Origin of the sequence: Micrococcus sp. KRD077 (assembly GCF_017168505.1) — a bacterium.
GTDB lineage: Bacteria > Actinomycetota > Actinomycetes > Actinomycetales > Micrococcaceae > Micrococcus > Micrococcus luteus.
This window is the reverse complement of record NZ_JABFAZ010000024.1, coordinates 27,113-43,469: the sequence shown is the minus strand read 5'-3', so window position 1 is coordinate 43,469 and position 16,357 is coordinate 27,113. Positions and strand designations below refer to the sequence as shown.

Annotated in this window: 14 protein-coding genes; 5 read left to right on the top strand and 9 right to left on the bottom strand. The window is 73.6% G+C overall.

Annotated elements, in window-relative coordinates; translation table 11 throughout:
* Window positions 1-82: 82 nt before the first annotated feature.
* The 4 genes from J1M39_RS06630 to rsmI all read right to left on the bottom strand — a co-directional run bounded on the left by J1M39_RS06630 (window position 83) and on the right by rsmI (window position 5,530).
* Window positions 83-1,903: an ABC transporter ATP-binding protein gene (locus J1M39_RS06630; RefSeq protein ID WP_241252448.1), complete on the bottom strand. Its 1,821-nt coding sequence runs from the start codon at window positions 1,901-1,903 to the stop codon at window positions 83-85.
* Between the two features lie 24 nt (window positions 1,904-1,927).
* On the bottom strand, window positions 1,928-2,881 hold the full coding sequence (locus J1M39_RS06625; protein ID WP_101967339.1) for a TatD family hydrolase: 954 nt from the start codon (window positions 2,879-2,881) through the stop codon (window positions 1,928-1,930).
* Between the two features lie 120 nt (window positions 2,882-3,001).
* Window positions 3,002-4,489: an NAD-dependent succinate-semialdehyde dehydrogenase gene (locus tag J1M39_RS06620; protein WP_036316357.1), complete on the bottom strand. Its 1,488-nt coding sequence runs from the start codon at window positions 4,487-4,489 to the stop codon at window positions 3,002-3,004.
* A gap of 183 nt (window positions 4,490-4,672) precedes the next feature.
* Complete coding sequence (rsmI, locus tag J1M39_RS06615; RefSeq protein WP_100057674.1) at window positions 4,673-5,530, bottom strand: 16S rRNA (cytidine(1402)-2'-O)-methyltransferase; 858 nt, start codon at window positions 5,528-5,530, stop codon at window positions 4,673-4,675.
* A gap of 96 nt (window positions 5,531-5,626) precedes the next feature.
* On the opposite strand from rsmI, the gene J1M39_RS06610 reads away from it, so the two are divergent.
* Both J1M39_RS06610 and J1M39_RS06605 read left to right on the top strand, forming a co-directional pair.
* Window positions 5,627-7,240, top strand: coding sequence for a dolichyl-phosphate-mannose--protein mannosyltransferase (locus J1M39_RS06610; RefSeq protein WP_206495770.1), 1,614 nt, complete (start codon window positions 5,627-5,629; stop codon window positions 7,238-7,240).
* A gap of 67 nt (window positions 7,241-7,307) precedes the next feature.
* Window positions 7,308-9,146: an AMP-dependent synthetase/ligase gene (locus J1M39_RS06605; protein ID WP_206496594.1), complete on the top strand. Its 1,839-nt coding sequence runs from the start codon at window positions 7,308-7,310 to the stop codon at window positions 9,144-9,146.
* 77 nt (window positions 9,147-9,223) lie between these two features.
* Here the strand turns inward: J1M39_RS06605 and J1M39_RS06600 are convergent, their stop codons facing one another.
* The 3 genes from J1M39_RS06600 to J1M39_RS06590 are packed head-to-tail and all read right to left on the bottom strand — an operon-like array spanning window position 9,224 to window position 12,399.
* Entirely contained in the window at window positions 9,224-10,444 is a 1,221-nt protein-coding gene (locus tag J1M39_RS06600; protein WP_206495768.1) for a DUF1461 domain-containing protein, read from the bottom strand.
* Between the two features lie 47 nt (window positions 10,445-10,491).
* Window positions 10,492-12,051, bottom strand: a complete 1,560-nt coding sequence (gene ahcY, locus J1M39_RS06595; protein ID WP_225348319.1) for an adenosylhomocysteinase — start codon at window positions 12,049-12,051, stop codon at window positions 10,492-10,494.
* Window positions 12,052-12,096: 45 nt separating this feature from the next.
* Window positions 12,097-12,399, bottom strand: a complete 303-nt coding sequence (locus tag J1M39_RS06590) for a DUF3499 family protein (protein ID WP_020628239.1) — start codon at window positions 12,397-12,399, stop codon at window positions 12,097-12,099.
* Window positions 12,400-12,461: 62 nt separating this feature from the next.
* On the opposite strand from J1M39_RS06590, the gene J1M39_RS06585 reads away from it, so the two are divergent.
* Window positions 12,462-13,007 (top strand): hypothetical protein, encoded by a 546-nt coding sequence (locus tag J1M39_RS06585; protein ID WP_020628240.1) that lies wholly within the window; start codon window positions 12,462-12,464, stop codon window positions 13,005-13,007.
* A 55-nt stretch (window positions 13,008-13,062) separates the two neighbouring features.
* Here J1M39_RS06585 and J1M39_RS06580 read toward each other — a convergent pair whose 3' ends face one another.
* Window positions 13,063-13,590 (bottom strand): WhiB family transcriptional regulator, encoded by a 528-nt coding sequence (locus tag J1M39_RS06580; RefSeq protein ID WP_144919098.1) that lies wholly within the window; start codon window positions 13,588-13,590, stop codon window positions 13,063-13,065.
* A 170-nt stretch (window positions 13,591-13,760) separates the two neighbouring features.
* On the opposite strand from J1M39_RS06580, the gene J1M39_RS06575 reads away from it, so the two are divergent.
* Complete coding sequence (locus J1M39_RS06575; protein ID WP_144919096.1) at window positions 13,761-14,384, top strand: hypothetical protein; 624 nt, start codon at window positions 13,761-13,763, stop codon at window positions 14,382-14,384.
* A gap of 27 nt (window positions 14,385-14,411) precedes the next feature.
* On the opposite strand, the gene J1M39_RS06570 is transcribed toward J1M39_RS06575, so the two are convergent.
* Window positions 14,412-14,972, bottom strand: coding sequence for a GtrA family protein (locus tag J1M39_RS06570; RefSeq protein WP_206496593.1), 561 nt, complete (start codon window positions 14,970-14,972; stop codon window positions 14,412-14,414).
* Window positions 14,973-15,134: 162 nt separating this feature from the next.
* On the opposite strand from J1M39_RS06570, the gene J1M39_RS06565 reads away from it, so the two are divergent.
* Window positions 15,135-16,340 carry a 5-(carboxyamino)imidazole ribonucleotide synthase gene (locus J1M39_RS06565; protein ID WP_206496592.1) on the top strand — a complete coding sequence of 402 codons (1,206 nt, stop codon included), beginning with the start codon at window positions 15,135-15,137 and terminating at the stop codon, window positions 16,338-16,340.
* Window positions 16,341-16,357: the final 17 nt, after the last annotated feature.

The window sequence follows — 16,357 nt, the reverse complement described above, 5'->3', positions numbered from 1 at the left end:
GGTGCGGGGAGGGCTGGACCATGCCCGCGAGTCTATCGGGGCGCCGGACGGGGTAACCGGGGCGCAGCGGCGCGGGCTCCGCTCAGGTGGAGAGGTCACCGAGCCGGACGAGCTCGCGGAACTCGGGGCTCGTCTCCTGCAGCCCGGCGAACGTGCCCTGGCCGATGATCCGCCCCTGGTCCATCAGCACGATCTGATCGCAGCGCTTGACCGTGGAGAGACGGTGGGCGACCACGATGACCGTGATCCGTCCGCGCAGCGACTCGATCACCTCGGTGACCCGGCGTTCCGTGAGGTTGTCGAGGGCCGACGTCGCCTCGTCGAGCACGAGGAGGCGGGGCCGCCGGAAGAGCGCGCGGGCGATGCCCAGGCGCTGGCGCTGGCCGCCGGAGACGCCCACGGCCCCTTCGCCGATCACGGTGTCCAGGCCGTCGGGGAGCTCGTCCAGCCACTGCCCCAGCTGGGCTTCGCGCAGCACGCGCTCCACCTCGGCCCGGTCCGCCGTCTGGGTGGCCTCGACGTCCAGGAGCACGTTGTGCAGCACCGTCCCGTTGACCACGGTGACGGACTGCGGGACGAACGCCACGTTGTCCCACCAGCCGCGCGGGTTGGCCTCGAGCTCCACCCCGTCCACGTAGACCCCACCGCGCTGGGCGTGGTGGAAGCCGATGACCAGGTCCACCAGGGTGGTCTTGCCGGCACCGCTGCCGCCCACGAAGGCGTACGAGGAGCCGAAGGGGATGCGCAGGTCGATGTCGCGCAGGACCGGTTCGGCCTTGCCGGGGTAGGTGAAGGACGCGTCCCGCACCTCGATGGACTCCTCGAACGTGATGCGCTCGTAGGGCCGGTCCGCCGCGTGCAGGACCGGCTGCGCGGCGGCGAGCTCCGCCGTCGTGCGCTCGAAGGCCGGCCAGGAGGTGCGGATCTCATTGGTGGTGGCCATGAGCGCGGCCATGGACGGCAGCACGCGGAAGCCGGCCATCGCGAGCAGGGCGAGCGAGCCGAACGCCTCCCCGCCGCGGCCCTGGATGAAGGCCACGGCCACGAGCGCCGCGATGGCGGCCACGAAGGCGACCTCGAGCACGTAGCGCGGCATCATCGTGAGGATCATCTTGAGCCGCGTGGCTTCGGCGCTCTCCATGCGGGCCGCGCGGTACTCCTCCATGAAGGCCGAGTCGTTGCCGCGGATCTTCACGTCCTTGTAGTTCTCCAGGCCCTGCAGCGCCGCCGTGTTGGCCCGCTCCCCCGCGGTCACCAGGGTCCAGCCCAGGCGGGAGGCCGGGCGGCGGATCACGGTCTTGATCACCCAGGCGACGGCGAGGAAGTACAGGGCCATCCCGAGCCCCGTCAGCGGCATGGAGACGCCCACCACGACCGCCACCGCGACGAGCGTCACGGCCTCCGTGAGGAACGTGACGGACGCGTTCACCACGCCCGTGTACGCCATGCTGGAGGTGCCGGTGACGTTGTTGACCAGGGTGCCCACAGTGCGCGTCAGGTGCAGGCCGTAGTCGGCCCGCAGGTAGTAGCGCAGCAGCGTGGCGGACGTGCGGATCAGGTTCTGGTTGGTGAACCCCATGGTCCACCAGCGGAACGCGAGCACCAGGATCGCCTTGAGCAGGAAGGCCAGCACGATCACGACGGCGAAGGCCACCGTCTGCTCCGGCACCGTCACGGCCCCGAACCGGGCCAGCAGCCCTTCGAGCGCCGGGGAGCCCAGCTCACCCGAGGTCAGCAGGCTGACCAGCGGGATGATCGAGGCGAGCGCCACCATCTCGAGGCCGGCCACGAGGACGGACCCGAGGACCACGAACACGAGGCGGATCCGCATGGGGCGGTCCACCAGGTACTGCGTTCCCTCGGGCAGCCGGGCTTTGAGGAGTCGGGTCAGCACGTCGCCCATCCTAGGGGCCGGGTCTGGATCGGCTTAGAACGCCCCGTACACCCGGGCGGTGTTCTCGCTCACCGCGCGGGCGAGGGCCGCCACGTCGTCTCCGCGCGTCTCCGCCATGCCCCGCAGGGTCAGCGGGATCAGGTAGGGCGCGTTGGGGCGGCCCCGATGCGGATGCGGCGTGAGGAAGGGCGCGTCCGTCTCCACGAGCAGCAGCTCGGCCGGGGCGATCCGCAGCGCCTCGCGCAGCTCGTCGTTGGCCTTGAAGGTGACGGGCCCGGCGAAGGACATGTGCCAGCCGTGCTCGGCGCACGTGCGGGCCAGTTCGGGCCCGCCGGAGAAGCAGTGGAACACCACGTGCGGGGGCAGCCCGCCCTCGGCCGCCTCCTCGAGCAGGATCCGGACGACGTCGTCGTGCGCGTCCCGGTCGTGGATCTGCAGGGCCGTGCCGAGTTCGCGGGCGAGTCGGATGTGCCGGCGGAAGGACTCCTGCTGCGCGGCGTGGCCGGCCTCGTCCTGCGTCCGGAAGTAGTCGAGGCCCGTCTCGCCGACGGCGCGCACGCGGGGGTGGCGGGCAAGCTCCGCGATCTGCGCGAACGCCTCCTCGAACTCGCCACGCTCGGCCAGGCGAGCCGCGTCGTTGGGGTGCAGCGCCACGGCGCCGAGCAGGCGGGGCTCGGCCTCGATCGCCGCGATCGTGAACCGGGCCGAGGCGACGTCGCAGCCCACCTGGACCGCGCCGACCACGCCCACCGCCTCCGCCGCGTCCATCGCCTGGTGGACGTCCACGCGGACCAAGCCGTCGCGGAAGTCGAGGTGCGTGTGGTTGTCCACGACGGGCACCGGCAGCGGCTCCGGCGCGGGCGGGTACTCGAGACGACGCTTGCGGCCCGACTTCTCCTCGCGGGCGTCCCGGCGCGGGCCGCCGTCGTCGTCCGGCTGCGGGGCGGAGGCGCGGTAGGCGAGCGGGGTCTCGGATGCGTGGGCCATGCACCCCACTCTAGGGAGCCGAGCCCGGGCCCCCCGACACGCCTCGGGGGCGGTATCGGGTGGTATCCGACGTGGATACCACCCGATACCGCCCCCGGAGGGAACGGCGCGGCGAAGAGGTCAGGCCTTCGTGGCCGCCCACGGGTCGGCGATGCCGATGTACTGCACCGAGGTGTACTCCTCGATGCCCTCGGCGCCGCCCTCGCGGCCCAGGCCCGACTGCTTCACGCCGCCGAACGGCGCGGCCGGGTTGGAGATGACGCCCACGTTGTAGCCCATGAGGCCGAACTCGATGCTCTCGGCCACGCGGTACATCCGGGCCTGATCCTTCGTGAACACGTAGGAGGCGAGGCCGTACTCGGTGTCGTTGGCCATCTCGATGGCCTCCTCCTCGGAGGAGAAGGTCACGATCGGGGCCACGGGGCCGAAGATCTCCTGCTGGAGGATCGGGTTGCCCTTCTCCACCTTGATCGCGGTCGGCGCGTAGAAGTAGCCGTCGCCCTCGATCTTGTGGCCGCCGGTGAGCACCTCGCCGCCGGCCGCCACGGCGTCCTGGACGAGCTGGTCGATGTCGTCGCGCGCGCCCTCGTCCACGATCGGGCCGAGGGTGGACTCCGGGTCGGTGCCGCGCAGGGGCTTGAGCGCCTCGAGCTTGGCCACGAACTTCTGCGTGAACTCCTCGGCCACGTCCTCGTGCACGAGGAAGCGGTTGGCGGCGGTGCAGGCCTCGCCCATGTTGCGCATCTTCGCGGCGAAGGCGCCCTCGACGGCGGCGTCCAGGTCCGCGTCCTCGAAGACGATGAGCGGGGCGTTGCCGCCGAGCTCCATGGAGGTGCGCAGCACGTTGTCCGCCGCGTCCTTCATGAGGCGCACACCGACCGGGGTGGAACCGGTGAAGGACACCTTGCGCAGGCGCCGGTCCTGCAGGATCGGGCTGGAGATCGACGAGGCGGAGGAGCCCGCGACGACGTTGAGCACGCCCTTGGGCAGGCCGGCCTCCTGCATCACCTGCGCGAACAGCTGGGTGGTCAGCGGGGTCAGCTTGGCGGCCTTGAGGACCATGGTGCAGCCGGCGGCGACGGCGGGGCCCACCTTGCGGGTGGCCATGGCCAGCGGGAAGTTCCACGGGGTGATCAGCAGGCACGGGCCCACCGGGCGATGGTGCACCTGCATGCGCAGCGTGCCCTCGGGCACGGTGAGGGTGCGGCCGTAGTGGCGGCCGGCCTCCTCGGAGAACCAGCGCAGAAAGCCGTTGCCGTACGTGACCTCGCCGCGGGCCTCGGCGAGCGGCTTGCCCATCTCGAGGGTCATCAGCAGCGCGAAGTCCTCGGCGCGCTCGTTGATCAGGTCGTAGGCGCGGCGCAGGATGTCGGCGCGCTCCTTGGCCGGGGTGCGGGCCCAGTCGGCCTGCGCGGCGCAGGCGGCGTCGAAGGCGGCCATGGCGTCGTCGGAGTTCGCGTCCTGCAGGCTCGCGATGACCTTGCCGGTGGCCGGGTCCTTCACGTCGAAGGTCTTGCCGGAGGAGGCATCGCGCCACTCGCCGTCGATCAGCAGGCCGGTGGGGACGGACTCCAGCAGCGCCTTCTCGCGCTCAGCGGTCACGGTCATGATGCACCTCTTTCGGGGTCGGTGGTCGGAGGCGGCACGCCCCGCGTCCCTCAGGGGAACGGGTGGTCGGCCACGGGTATTCCGACGCCGTCCGGCGGCGGTCGGCAGCGGCTCCACGGCTGATCCTAGCCAGGCCCCGGGGCCGCGCCCCCGCGCATGAGCATCTGTGTAGCCGGGGACGTGTCAGCCCCGGGCCGCGAGCACCGCCTGGTAGAGCTCCCGGCTCCGCATCCCGTGGGCTCCGGCCACCGCGGCCACGGCCTCCTTCAACCGGGTGCCGGACTCCACCAGCACCGCTACCTCGGCGACGGCGTCCGCCTCGGACGCCTCGCCCTCGGCGCCGGGTGCGGGCGGCCCGATCACCAGCACGATCTCCCCGCGGATCCCCTCCCCTGCGTGCCGCTCCGCAGCCCAGGCATGCACCTCGGCCGCGGTGCCGCGCACCACCTCCTCGTGCAGCTTGGTGAGCTCGCGGGCCACGCACACCGGCCGCTCCGCACCGAGGACCTCCACGACGACGGCCAGCGCGTCCGCCAGGCGCTGCGGCGACTCGAAGGCGACCACAGTGCGGGCCTCGGTCAGCAGGGAGGTGAGCCATCGCCGTCGTTCCCCGTCCTTGCGGGGGACGAAGCCGTCGAAGGCGAACCGGTCCGTCGGCAGGCCGGAGAGGGCGAGCGCGGTGGTCACGGCGGAGGGGCCGGGCGCGCAGGTCACGGGCAGCCCTGCGGACACCGCGGCCGCCACGAGCCGGTACCCCGGGTCCGAGACCGTGGGCATGCCCGCGTCCGAGACCACCGCCACCGTGGCACCGCCCCGCACCTGGTCCAGCAGCCCCTGGGTCGAGGCCGCCTCGTTGTGCTCGTGATGGGCCACCACCCTGCCCGCCGGGGTGACGCCCAGACCGGCGCACAGGCGCCGCGCGGTCCGGGTGTCCTCGGCGGCGATCACGTCCGCCTCCGCCAGCAGCTCACGCAGGCGCGCGGACGCGTCCCCGAGGTTGCCGATGGGGGTGGCGGCCAGGACGATGCGGCCCTCGGGCATGGGACGACCTTTCGACGGACGGACGGCTGCCCCGAGCCTACGGCCCCGGCCACCGTGCACGTCTCGCCGTCCACCCGTCCCCCTAGCATGGAGCCCGTGCCCGCCACCGCCCTCGCCTCCCGCCCCGCCGCCGTCGCGGTCGACGACGGCCCCTTCGGCGTCGCCGCCCTGCGCGCCCGCCTCGGGGTGAGTGCGGCGCCCCTGACGCGGTGGCACTGGATCCTGCCGCTGCTGGTCACGGCGATCGCCGGCGTCCTGCGGTTCACGAACCTGGCCCACCCGGACCAGCTGATCTTCGACGAGACCTACTACCCCAAGGACGCCTACTCCCTCCTGGAGTCCGGCTACGAGCGGCGGTGGGACGAGGACGTCAACGACGCGTTCGCGCGCGGCGAGGCGGAGCCGCTCGAGGGGGCCGCCTACGTGGTGCACCCGCCGCTGGGCAAGTGGCTGATCGGCCTGGGCATGCTCGCGTTCGGCCCGGACAACGGGGTGGGCTGGCGATTCAGTGCCGCGGTGGCCGGCACGCTGTCCGTCCTGCTGGTCGCCCTCGCCACGCAGCACCTGCTGCGCTCGGTGTCCCTGGGCGCGGTCGCCGGGCTGCTGCTGGCCGTGGAGGGCCACCACCTGGTGATGTCCCGCATCGGGCTGCTGGACATCTTCCTCTCGTTCTTCGTGCTCGCGGCCTTCGCCGCGCTCCTGGCGGACCGCGTCCACGGGCGGCGGCTGCTCGCGGAGCGGCTGGCCCACGACGTCGCCCGGTTAGGACGCGACGCCCTGGCCAGCGGGCCGTGGCTCGGCTGGCGCCCGTGGCGACTGCTGGCGGGCGTGCTGCTGGGCGCCGGCTGCGCCGTGAAGCTCTCCGGGCTGGCGTTCATGGCGGCCTTCGGCCTGCTCACGGTCCTGTGGGACATGTCCGCGCGCCGGACCGCCGGGGTGCGGCACTGGGCGTGGGCCGGCGTCGAGAAGGACGGCCTGTACGCGTTCGTGGCCGTGGTGGGCGGCGGCCTGGTCGCCTACCTGGCCTCGTGGACCGGCTGGTTCGTCACGGAGGGCGGCTACTACCGGGACTGGCACCGGGACAACCCGCCGGAGGGCCTGCTCGCCGGGCTGGTCCCCGGCCCGCTGCGCTCCCTGTGGCACTACCACGTGGAGTCCACGACCTTCCACCAGGGCCTCACCAGCCCCCACGACTACGCCGCCAACCCGTGGACCTGGCCGTTCATGGGCCGGCCCGTGAGCTACTACTACGAGGGCGCAGAGCCCGGCGAGGGGATCTGCCCGGCGGACGCCGCGGGCGCGTGCTCGTCGGCCATCACGGACATCGCCAACCCGTTCGTGTGGTGGACGGGCCTGGCCGCCGTCCTCGTGTGCGTGTGGCTGCTGGTGCGCCACCGGGACTGGCGGGCCGGCGCCCTGCTCGGCGCCTACGCGGCCGGGCAGCTGGTGTGGTTCCTGTGGCCTGAGCGGACCATGTTCTTCTTCTACACGATCGCCTACGAGCCCTTCCTCGTGATGATGATCGCCCTGGCGCTCTCGCTGCTGCTGCGGCCGGGCCGCCGGCCCGGGCCCCGCTGGGGCTCGGTCCTGGTGCTGGCGTACGTGACGATCGCCGTCGCCGTGTCCCTGTTCTTCCTGCCCGTCTGGATCGGCGACGTCATCTCGTACGACCAGTGGCGCTGGCGGATGTGGTTCAGCAGCTGGATCTGACGGCCGCGTCCCGGGCGCGGGTGTGCCGACCGCGCGCCGCACGCCCGGAAATGGATACGCTCGGACCGTGCAGAACCAGAGCCCCGTCCATGAGTCCGCCACCGAGCTCGTCGGCATGCCGCCGGCGGATTCCAACATCACGGACCTGATCGTCGCCTCCTGTGCCGACCGGCCGGACGCCCCCGTGTACGCCCTGCGCAACGGCGCGGGCGGCTGGGTGGACGTCCACTTCACCGCGTTCCTGACCCAGGTGCGCGCCGTGGCGGCCGGCCTCATCGCCCGCGGCGTCCAGCCCGGGGACCGGGTGGGCCTGTTCTCCCCCACCTCCTACGCGTGGGCCGTCCTCGACCAGGCCGTGTGGTTCGCCGGCGCCGTCTCCGTGCCGATCTACGAGACCTCCTCGGCCCACCAGGTGGAGCACATCGTCACGGACTCGGGGCTGCGGGTGGTCGCCGTCGGCAGCGAGGAGCTCGGCGAGCGCGTCGCCGAGGCCGCCGGGCACGCGGGCGTGGACGTGGCGACGTTCCTGCTGACGGACGCGGGGCTGGCGGAGCTGGCCGAGGCCGGCGCGTTCGTGTCGGACGACGCGGTCGAGCACGCCCGCTCCCTGGCGACCCTCGCCAGCCCCGCCTCGATCGTCTACACCTCCGGCACCACCGGACGGCCGAAGGGCGCCGTCATCACGCACGGCAACTTCGTGGGCGCGGCCATCAACGTGCTGCACTTCGCGCGCGAGGTGGTCCAGTGGTCCCCGGAGACGACGACGTCGCGCACCCTGCTCTTCCTCCCGCTGGCCCACGTGCTCGCCCACGCCGTCCAGGTCATCTGCCTGTACGCCCGCATCCAGGTGGCCCACTCCGGTTCCCCGGCCACGCTGCTCGGCGACCTCGCCTCCTTCCACCCCACGTGGCTGCTGGCCGTGCCGCGCGTGTTCGAGAAGGTCGAGGCCGGCATCGAGGCCAAGGCCCAGAAGGGCGGCACCGGGCCGATCTACGCGGCCGCCAAGCGCACCGCCATCGAGTGGTCCACGGCCGTGGACGAGGCCGAGTTCGGGGACGGCCCCGGGCCTTCGGCCCTGCTGCGCGCCCGGCGCGCGCTGTTCGACCGGCTGGTCTACCGCAAGATCCGGGAGGCTCTCGGCGGCGAGGTGATCTCGTGCGTGTCCGGCGCGTCCGCCCTCTCCCCGGAGCTGGTGCACTTCTTCCGCGGCGCCGGCATTCCGATCGTGGAGGGCTACGGCCTCACGGAGACCACCGCGCCGGCCACCGTGAACATCCCCGGCGCGCACCGCGTGGGCACCGTGGGCCTGCCCGTGGCCGGGGTGACGGTGAAGATCGCCGAGGACGGCGAGATCCTCATCCGCGGCCCCGTGGTGTTCGACGGCTACCACGGCATGCCGAAGGCGTCGGCGGAGGCGATGGAGGACGACTTCTTCCGCACCGGGGACATCGGTGCGCTGGACGAGCACGGCTTCCTGCGGATCACCGGCCGCAAGAAGGACGTGATCATCACCGCCGGCGGCAAGAACGTGTACCCCACGCCCATGGAGGAGGCGCTGCGCCAGCACCGGCTCATCGAGCACGTCGTGGTGGTCGGCGAGAACCGCCCGTTCGTGGGCGCCCTCATCACCCTGGACACCGAGGCCTTCACCCAGTGGGCCCTGGACCGCGAGCTCAGCCTCACGCCGGCCGAGGCCGCGACGGACCCCACCGTGCTGGCCTCGATCCAGGAGGCGGTGGACCAGGTCAACGCGGGCGTCTCCCGCGCCGAGTCCATCCGCCGCTTCCGCATCCTGGACCACCCGTTCACCGAGGACTCCGGGCACGTCACCCAGTCCCAGAAGCTCAAGCGGGCCCAGGTGATCGAGGACCACGCCGAGGACGTCGAGGCCCTCTACCGTCGCTGACCCCGCGCCCCCGGACGACGACGGGCCGGGAGGACGCCTCGTCCTCCCGGCCCGTTCCCGGTGCCATCCGGCGGCGGTCAGCGCACCACGGCGTCGTCCTCCCGGGCCCACCGCAGGCGGGTGCGCAGCAGCTGCTCGCGGCGGTCCGCGCTCAGCTCACGACGGCGGCGCGTGGGCCACGTGAGCACGAGCGTCACGAGGGACGCCAGGAGGGTCACCAGCCCGACCACCACGGCCGCGTCCACCCAGAACTGCTGGGGGTAGAGGCGGATGAGGGCGTCCCGCACGGAGAACGTCCACGTGCCGTCCGCGAAGAACAGCGAGTGGAACCCGGCGAAGAACGTCTCCCAGCCCAGCACCGCCATGACCGCAAGCGCGATCACCGCGAGCGGCAGCCACACGGCGCCGGCGAACAGGCCGCGGCGCACCCCGCCGGGGCTGGTGCGCAGCAGGGACGCGATGAGCAGGGCGCACACCACCACGAGCGCCACGAGCACCGCAGTGGCGATCCACAGCACGGTCTTCACATCCGTCATGTGGTCGACCTCGACCTCGGTGAACAGGGGCGCGCCCTGGTGCGTGAGGCTGCTGAGGTATCGCGGCCCGGCCAGGTTGGTCACGTAGTCCAGCCCGGCGGAGCCGTAGTGCATGCGGTCGGCGAGGGTGAAGCCGAACCGGTCCGCGGGGAACCCGGGCCGGTGGTACTCCAGCCACAGGAACACCGGGCTCGCCACGAGGCGGACGGCGGCCAGCACCAGGGCGAGCGGGGCGAGGATCGCCAGCAGCACCTGTGCCAGGCGCGGACCCGCCTTGGGCAGGCGCGCGCGCTCCTCCGGCGTGGGGCCCTGCAGGGCCGCCGCCTGGGCCACGGGGGCGGCCGTGCCGTCCTCGGGGTAGCGGTCGACCGGGGCGGCGGCGCTCGACCCCGCCGCGCGGGCCCCGACGGCGGCGCTCAGCGGGCCGAGCTCGTCGGCGCCGGGCAGCGGCCGCCGGCCGCCCTCGGGCACGGCCCGGGAGGCGACGATGTCGCGGTCGGCGTCCGCGGCCGGGCGGCCGGCGTCGCGCCGGTCCGCGGCCGCCGCGTCCCCGCCGCGCAGCGCGGCGAGGTCCTCGGGGCTGAGCGCCGAGGTGTGCTGGGCGCCGCCGTCGTCGTCCCGGCCCATGGCGGGCAGCGCCTGGGTGCGGTTCGGGTCGTCTGCGGCGTCGTCCTCGACGAACGCGCCGTAGTCCAGCCCGGAATCGAAGTCCTCCGCCCCGGCGCGCTCGTCGCGCCCGCGGCCGGCCTGATGGGAAGCCATGCTCGTGCCTCTCTCGAGTGGGTCCGTCCGCCCGCGGGCGCCGGGGATCAGTAGCGGTAGTGGTCGGCCTTGTAGGGGCCGGCCACGTCCACGCCGAGGTACTCGGCCTGGGCCTTGGTCAGCTCGGTCAGCCCGACGCCGAGGGCGTCCAGGTGCAGGCGGGCGACCTTCTCGTCCAGCACCTTGGGCAGCGTGTAGACGCGCTTCTCGTAGTGCTCGCCGGTCAGGGCGCCGGTGCCCGTGGAGCCGCCGAAGAGCTCGATCTGCGCCATCACCTGGTTGGTGAAGGACGCGCTCATCACGAACGAGGGGTGGCCGGTGGCGTTGCCGAGGTTCAGCAGGCGGCCCTCGGAGAGCACGATGATGCTGCGCTCGGCCTCCGTGCCGCCGTCCAGGGTCCACTCGTGGACCTGCGGCTTGATCTCCGTCTTCACGACGCCGGGGATGCGGGCCAGGCCGGCCATGTCGATCTCGTTGTCGAAGTGGCCGACGTTGCCCACGATGGCCTTGTCCTTCATGGCGGCCATGTGCTCGGCCATGATGATGTCCTTGCCGCCGGTGGTGGTGACGAAGATGTCGCCCTCGCCCACCACGTCCTCGAGGCGGGCCACCTGGTAGCCGTCCATCGCGGCCTGCAGCGCGCAGATCGGGTCGATCTCCGTGACGATCACGCGGGCACCCTGGCCGCGCAGGGCCTCGGCGGCGCCCTTGCCGACGTCGCCGTAGCCGCAGACCACGGCGACCTTGCCGCCGATCAGCACGTCCGTGGCGCGCATGATGCCGTCCGGCAGGGAGTGGCGGATGCCGTACTTGTTGTCGAACTTGGACTTGGTCACGGCGTCGTTCACGTTGATCGCCGGGAAGAGCAGGCGGCCCTCCTGCGCCAGCTGGTAGAGGCGCAGCACGCCCGTGGTGGTCTCCTCGGAGACGCCGCGCAGGGTGCCGGCGGTGCGGGTCCAGTGCTGCGGGTCGCGGGCCAGCGAGCGGCGCAGCGTCTCGAGGATGATCCGGTACTCCTCGGGGTCGTCCTCGGTGGCGCTGGGCACGGCGCCCGCGGCCTCGAACTCGACGCCCTTGTGCACCAGCAGGGTGGCGTCGCCGCCGTCGTCCAGGATCATGTTGGGGCCGCGCTCCGGATCCTCGTCCGCGCCCGGCCAGGTGAGGATCTGCGAGGCGGTCCACCAGTAGTCCTCGAGGGACTCGTTCTTCCAGGCGAACACCGGCACGCCCTGCGGGTCCTCGGGGGTTCCCGAGCCCACGACGACGGCGGCGGCGGCCTCGTCCTGCGTGGAGAAGATGTTGCAGGAGGCCCACCGGACCTCGGCGCCGAGGGCGATGAGGGTCTCGATGAGCACGGCGGTCTGCACGGTCATGTGCAGGGAGCCGGCGATGCGGGCGCCCTTGAGCGGCTGGGCCTCCCCGTACTCCTCGCGCAGGGACATCAGCCCCGGCATCTCGTGCTCGGCCAGGCGGATCTGGTGGCGGCCCGCCTCGGCCAGGGACAGGTCCCGGACCGTGAAGTCGAACGAGGCACCGGGCACGGTGGTGCGGTTGGCGAAGGCCGGGTCGACGTCGGGGGTGCGGAACTCTGCGGAGGTCTCAGTCATGCCCTCCAGCCTAGCGAGGCCCCGGACGGCACGACACGTGCCGCGTCAGTCCCCGTCACGCACCACGCGCAGCCCGGGGCGGGCCGGCGGGACGGCCATGGGCCGGGTGGGGACCGTGCGCACGCCGCCGTCCGCGTCGACGGCCTCGTAGTGCTCGGGCAGCTCCAGCCGCAGCACCTCCCAGCCGCGCGGGGCCGTGGTGCGCCGAGCGTGCTCGCCGCAGAGGTCGTACGTGTGCGGCTCCGCCCGGCGCGACAGGGGCCCGATGACCACCTGCGAGTCCGCGTAGTTGTACGTCAGCGTGGCCAGGGCAGGGCTCTGGCATCCGGTCTTGCTGCAGCGTCGCATGGGTCCCACGCCCGCCACCCTACTCGGCGGACGGCCCGGAGCGGTGGCCTACCATGGCGCGCATGACCGCGTCCGCCTCCTCCGATCCCCTCGACCCCCTGCCGTTCCGGGCGGGCGACGCCGCGGGGGCCGAGCCGGGTGTCGAGGGCGGCCCGGCCGAGGCCGGCGTCTCCTCCCCCGCGGGGCGCGGCGGACGGGACCGCCGTGGCCGAGGGCTGCGGCATCCGCGCCCGTTCGGTGCGCGCTCGGAGCGGGGCCGGGGCGAGGCGCTGCTGACCGCCGTCGAGAAGGCGGTGGACCGGCTGGGCTCCCTGGACGCGCCCGGGCTGCGGCACGTGACCGCGCGGGTGGAGCGCATCCCGGACCGGCTCGACGAGCGGCTGCGCGAGCTGCACGCCGGCCGGGAACGGGATGAGGAGGCGCTGTTCGCGCGGGCCGAGCGGCAGGGCCGGGACGGGGTGCTGATCACCCTGTTCGAGCGGCCGCTGCGGGACGCGGCCGACCCGGCCGACCTCGAGGGGGCCGTCTACGGGGTGGCGCTGAGCCGTTGCGCCGAGGCGCTGGGCGTGGACCCGCAGGTGCTCGACCCCAGCTGGGGCCGCGGCTGAGCCCGGACCGGGCGGTCCGCGCCGGGCACCGCGCCCGACGGACGGGCGCCGTGCGTCAGGCGCGGGCGCGGCGCAGGCGGCGACGCTCGCGCTCGGAGAGCCCGCCCCAGATGCCGAAGCGCTCGTCGTTCGCCATGGCGTACTCCAGGCACGCGTCCTTGACGGTGCAGGCCTCGCACACGCGCTTGGCGTCCCGCGTGGAGCCGCCCTTCTCCGGGAAGAACGCCTCGGGGTCCGTCTGGGCGCACAGGGCGTCCGCCTGCCAGGCCAGCTCGCCCTCGACGGGCTCCGTGGTCACGCCCGGGATCGCGGCCCAGTCCTGGGAGACGGGCACGGCCTCGACCGGACGCGCGTCGCCGGGGAAGAGGGCGGTGACGGTGGCGGCCGGGGTGCCGGTCTCGTCGTCGAGGTCGTGGGCGGTGAGGAAGGCGGTCGCCTGGTCCTCGAGGCTCGCGCCCGAGACGCCGGCCTGCGGGTCGGCGGGGTCGAGGAACCAGTCGCTGGGGACGCTCCGCGGACGAGGCGCCGGCGCCTGCGCGGGATCGGCGCGGTGCGCGTCCTCGACTCGCTGGGTCTGCTCCATGTGTGACGCCTCTTCCCGGGATCGACGTGGCGGTGTGGGCCGGGTGATCGTGCGGTCCGCGCGGGTGCCGGGCAAGCCGGCGGGCCCCTCCTGCCGGGACCATTGGCCCGGGTTCATTACATCGGTGTGATTCATGCCGAGTCAAACCGGGCGGGTGCCACACTGGGCCCATGGTCTCCCTCTCCGCACCCCGGTCCACCGGCCCCCTCGTGCTCCGCCTCGCCTCCTCCCCGCGGCCCGCGCTCGTCCAGGAGCCGGGGGCCCCGGACGAACCCGGCGCGGTGGACCAGCGCATCGAGCTCTCGGGCCGCGTGACCGTGAACTGGGCCGCCAAGTTCGCGGGCCTGCTCGGCGCCGAGGGCATCGGCGCGGGCGACGCCGTCGCCCTGGACCTGCCCGTCCACTGGCTCTCCCACGCCCTCGCCCTCGGCGTGCTCTGCGCCGAGGCCGAGCCCGCCCTCGAGGGTGACTCCCCCGCCGCCGTCCTCACGGACCGGCCCGAGGCGTGGCCGGACCCGGCCGTGACCGTGTTCGCCGTGGCCCTGCCGCGCGGCCTCGAGCCCGAGTTCGACGGCCCGGCCGCCGACCCGGCCGTCGTGGACGTGGCCGCCGAGATCCGCGCCCAGCCGGATGCCCTGCCCGGCCCCGTGGACCACGTGCGGCCCGCGTCGATCCCGACCGGGGCCGACGTCGCCCCGGACGACGACGGCCCGCGCCCCCGCCTGACGTGGGCGGGAGTGCGGGCCGCGCTGGAGGCGTGGGACGCGGGTCGGGCGGTGACCGTGCGCCCCTGACGGGGCGACGGGGTCAGGCCGGGGCGCTCAGACCCCGGCGTCGGGGGTGTGGTGCCGGCCGTGTGCAGGCAGCTGGTCCTCGCGCAGCACGGGCATCTGGCCCGTGATGATCGCGAGGTCGTTGACGAAGCCGGGCTCCACGTCCAGCTCCTCCTTGAACACCCAGAACCGGTAGGCGAAGTAGCGGAACACGGTGCCGAAGAACAGGCCGATCACGTTGCCGGCGATGAACAGGCCGGTCGGGTCGGTCACGCCCATCAGATACTGCGCGATCGCCACGCAGCCGGCCTGGATGCCCAGCCCGATCGCGTTCATGATCAGGAACATCACGAGCTCGCGCGTCTTGTTCGAGGAGCGCTTGTCCCGGAACGTCCAGTAGCGGTTGGCGACCCAGCTGAACAGGGTGGCGACGACGCCGCCCACGATCTTGGCCTTGACGTTGGACCCCTCGAGCGGGCCGGTCATCATCCACCAGAAGACGAGCGAGTCCACCACGAACGCGGCCGCACCGACGGTGCCGAACTTGGCCACCTCCCGCCACAGCAGGGAGACCATCCCGGTCAGGCGGCCCCAGAGATCGGACAGCATGGGCGTGGGCTCCTCGGTTCGGGACGGGGGTGTGCACGCGGGGCGGACCCGCGCAGGGCTGGGGAACACTGTAGCCGCGCCCCCGGGGCGCGACCTCCCCGGATCCGGCATCGGCCGCCCCTCCGTGACGGAGTTCTCAGCCGGTCCGACTACCCTGTGCGGGTGACTTCCCCTCGACTCGGTGTGATCGGTGGCGGGCAGCTGGCCCGCATGATGGCGGGCGCCGCCGCGGAGCTCGGCGTGCCCTTCCGCGTGCTCGCGGAGGCCGCGGACGCGTCAGCGGCCCAGGTCGCCCCCCACGTGGTCGGCGACCACGCGGACCTGGCGGACCTGCGCGCGTTCGCGGCCACGGTGGACGTGGTCACCTTCGACCACGAGCACGTGCCCACCGAGCACCTGCGAGCCCTGCAGGAGGCCGGCGTCGCCGTGCGCCCCGGCCCCGAGGCGCTGCAGCACGCCCAGGACAAGCTGGTCATGCGCGCCGCCGTCGAACGGCTGGGCCTGCCGAACCCGGCGTGGGCACCGGTCGACGATCTCGAGGCCGTCCTCGCCTTCGGCGACGAGCACGGCTGGCCGATGATCCTCAAGACCCCCCGCGGCGGCTACGACGGCAAGGGTGTGCTCAAGCTCGACGACGCCGACGACGCCCGCGCCTCCGCCGCGGACGGCACCCTGGCCGCGTGGCTCGGCGCCGGCATCACCCCGCTGCTGGCCGAGGCCCTCGTCCCCTTCTCCCGTGAGCTCTCCGCGCAGGTGGCGCGCACCCCCTCCGGTGAGGTGGCCGTCTACCCCGTGGTCGACTCGGTCCAGGTGGCCGGGGTGTGTGACCTCGTGGTCGCCCCGGCCCAGGACCTCGACCCGGCCGTCGCCGCGGCCGCGACCGCCGCGGCCGTCCGCCTCGCCGAGGAGCTGGACGTCACCGGCATGCTCGCGGTCGAGCTGTTCGAGACGCCGGGGGTCGGCCCGGGCTTCCAGGTGAACGAGCTGGCCATGCGCCCCCACAACTCCGGCCACTGGTCCATGGACGGCGCCGTCACCGGCCAGTTCGAACAGCACGTCCGCGCCGTGCTCGACCTGCCGCTGGGCGAGACGGCCCCCCGCGGGGCCGGCGTCGTGATGAAGAACGTCCTCGGCGGCGCCCGCGAGGACCTGCATGCCGGCAGCGTCGCGGCCCTCGCCGCCCACCCGCAGGCCAAGGTCCACCTCTACGGCAAGGACGTGCGCCCGGGCCGCAAGGTCGGTCACGTCAACGTCGTCGCGGACCACGGCCTCAGCCTCGAGGAGGCCGTGCGGACCGCCGAGTCCGCCGCCGCACTCCTGCGCGAGGACGCCCCCACCACCGGCACCGAGACGGAGGCCCGCCCATGACCGCCACGCCCCAGACC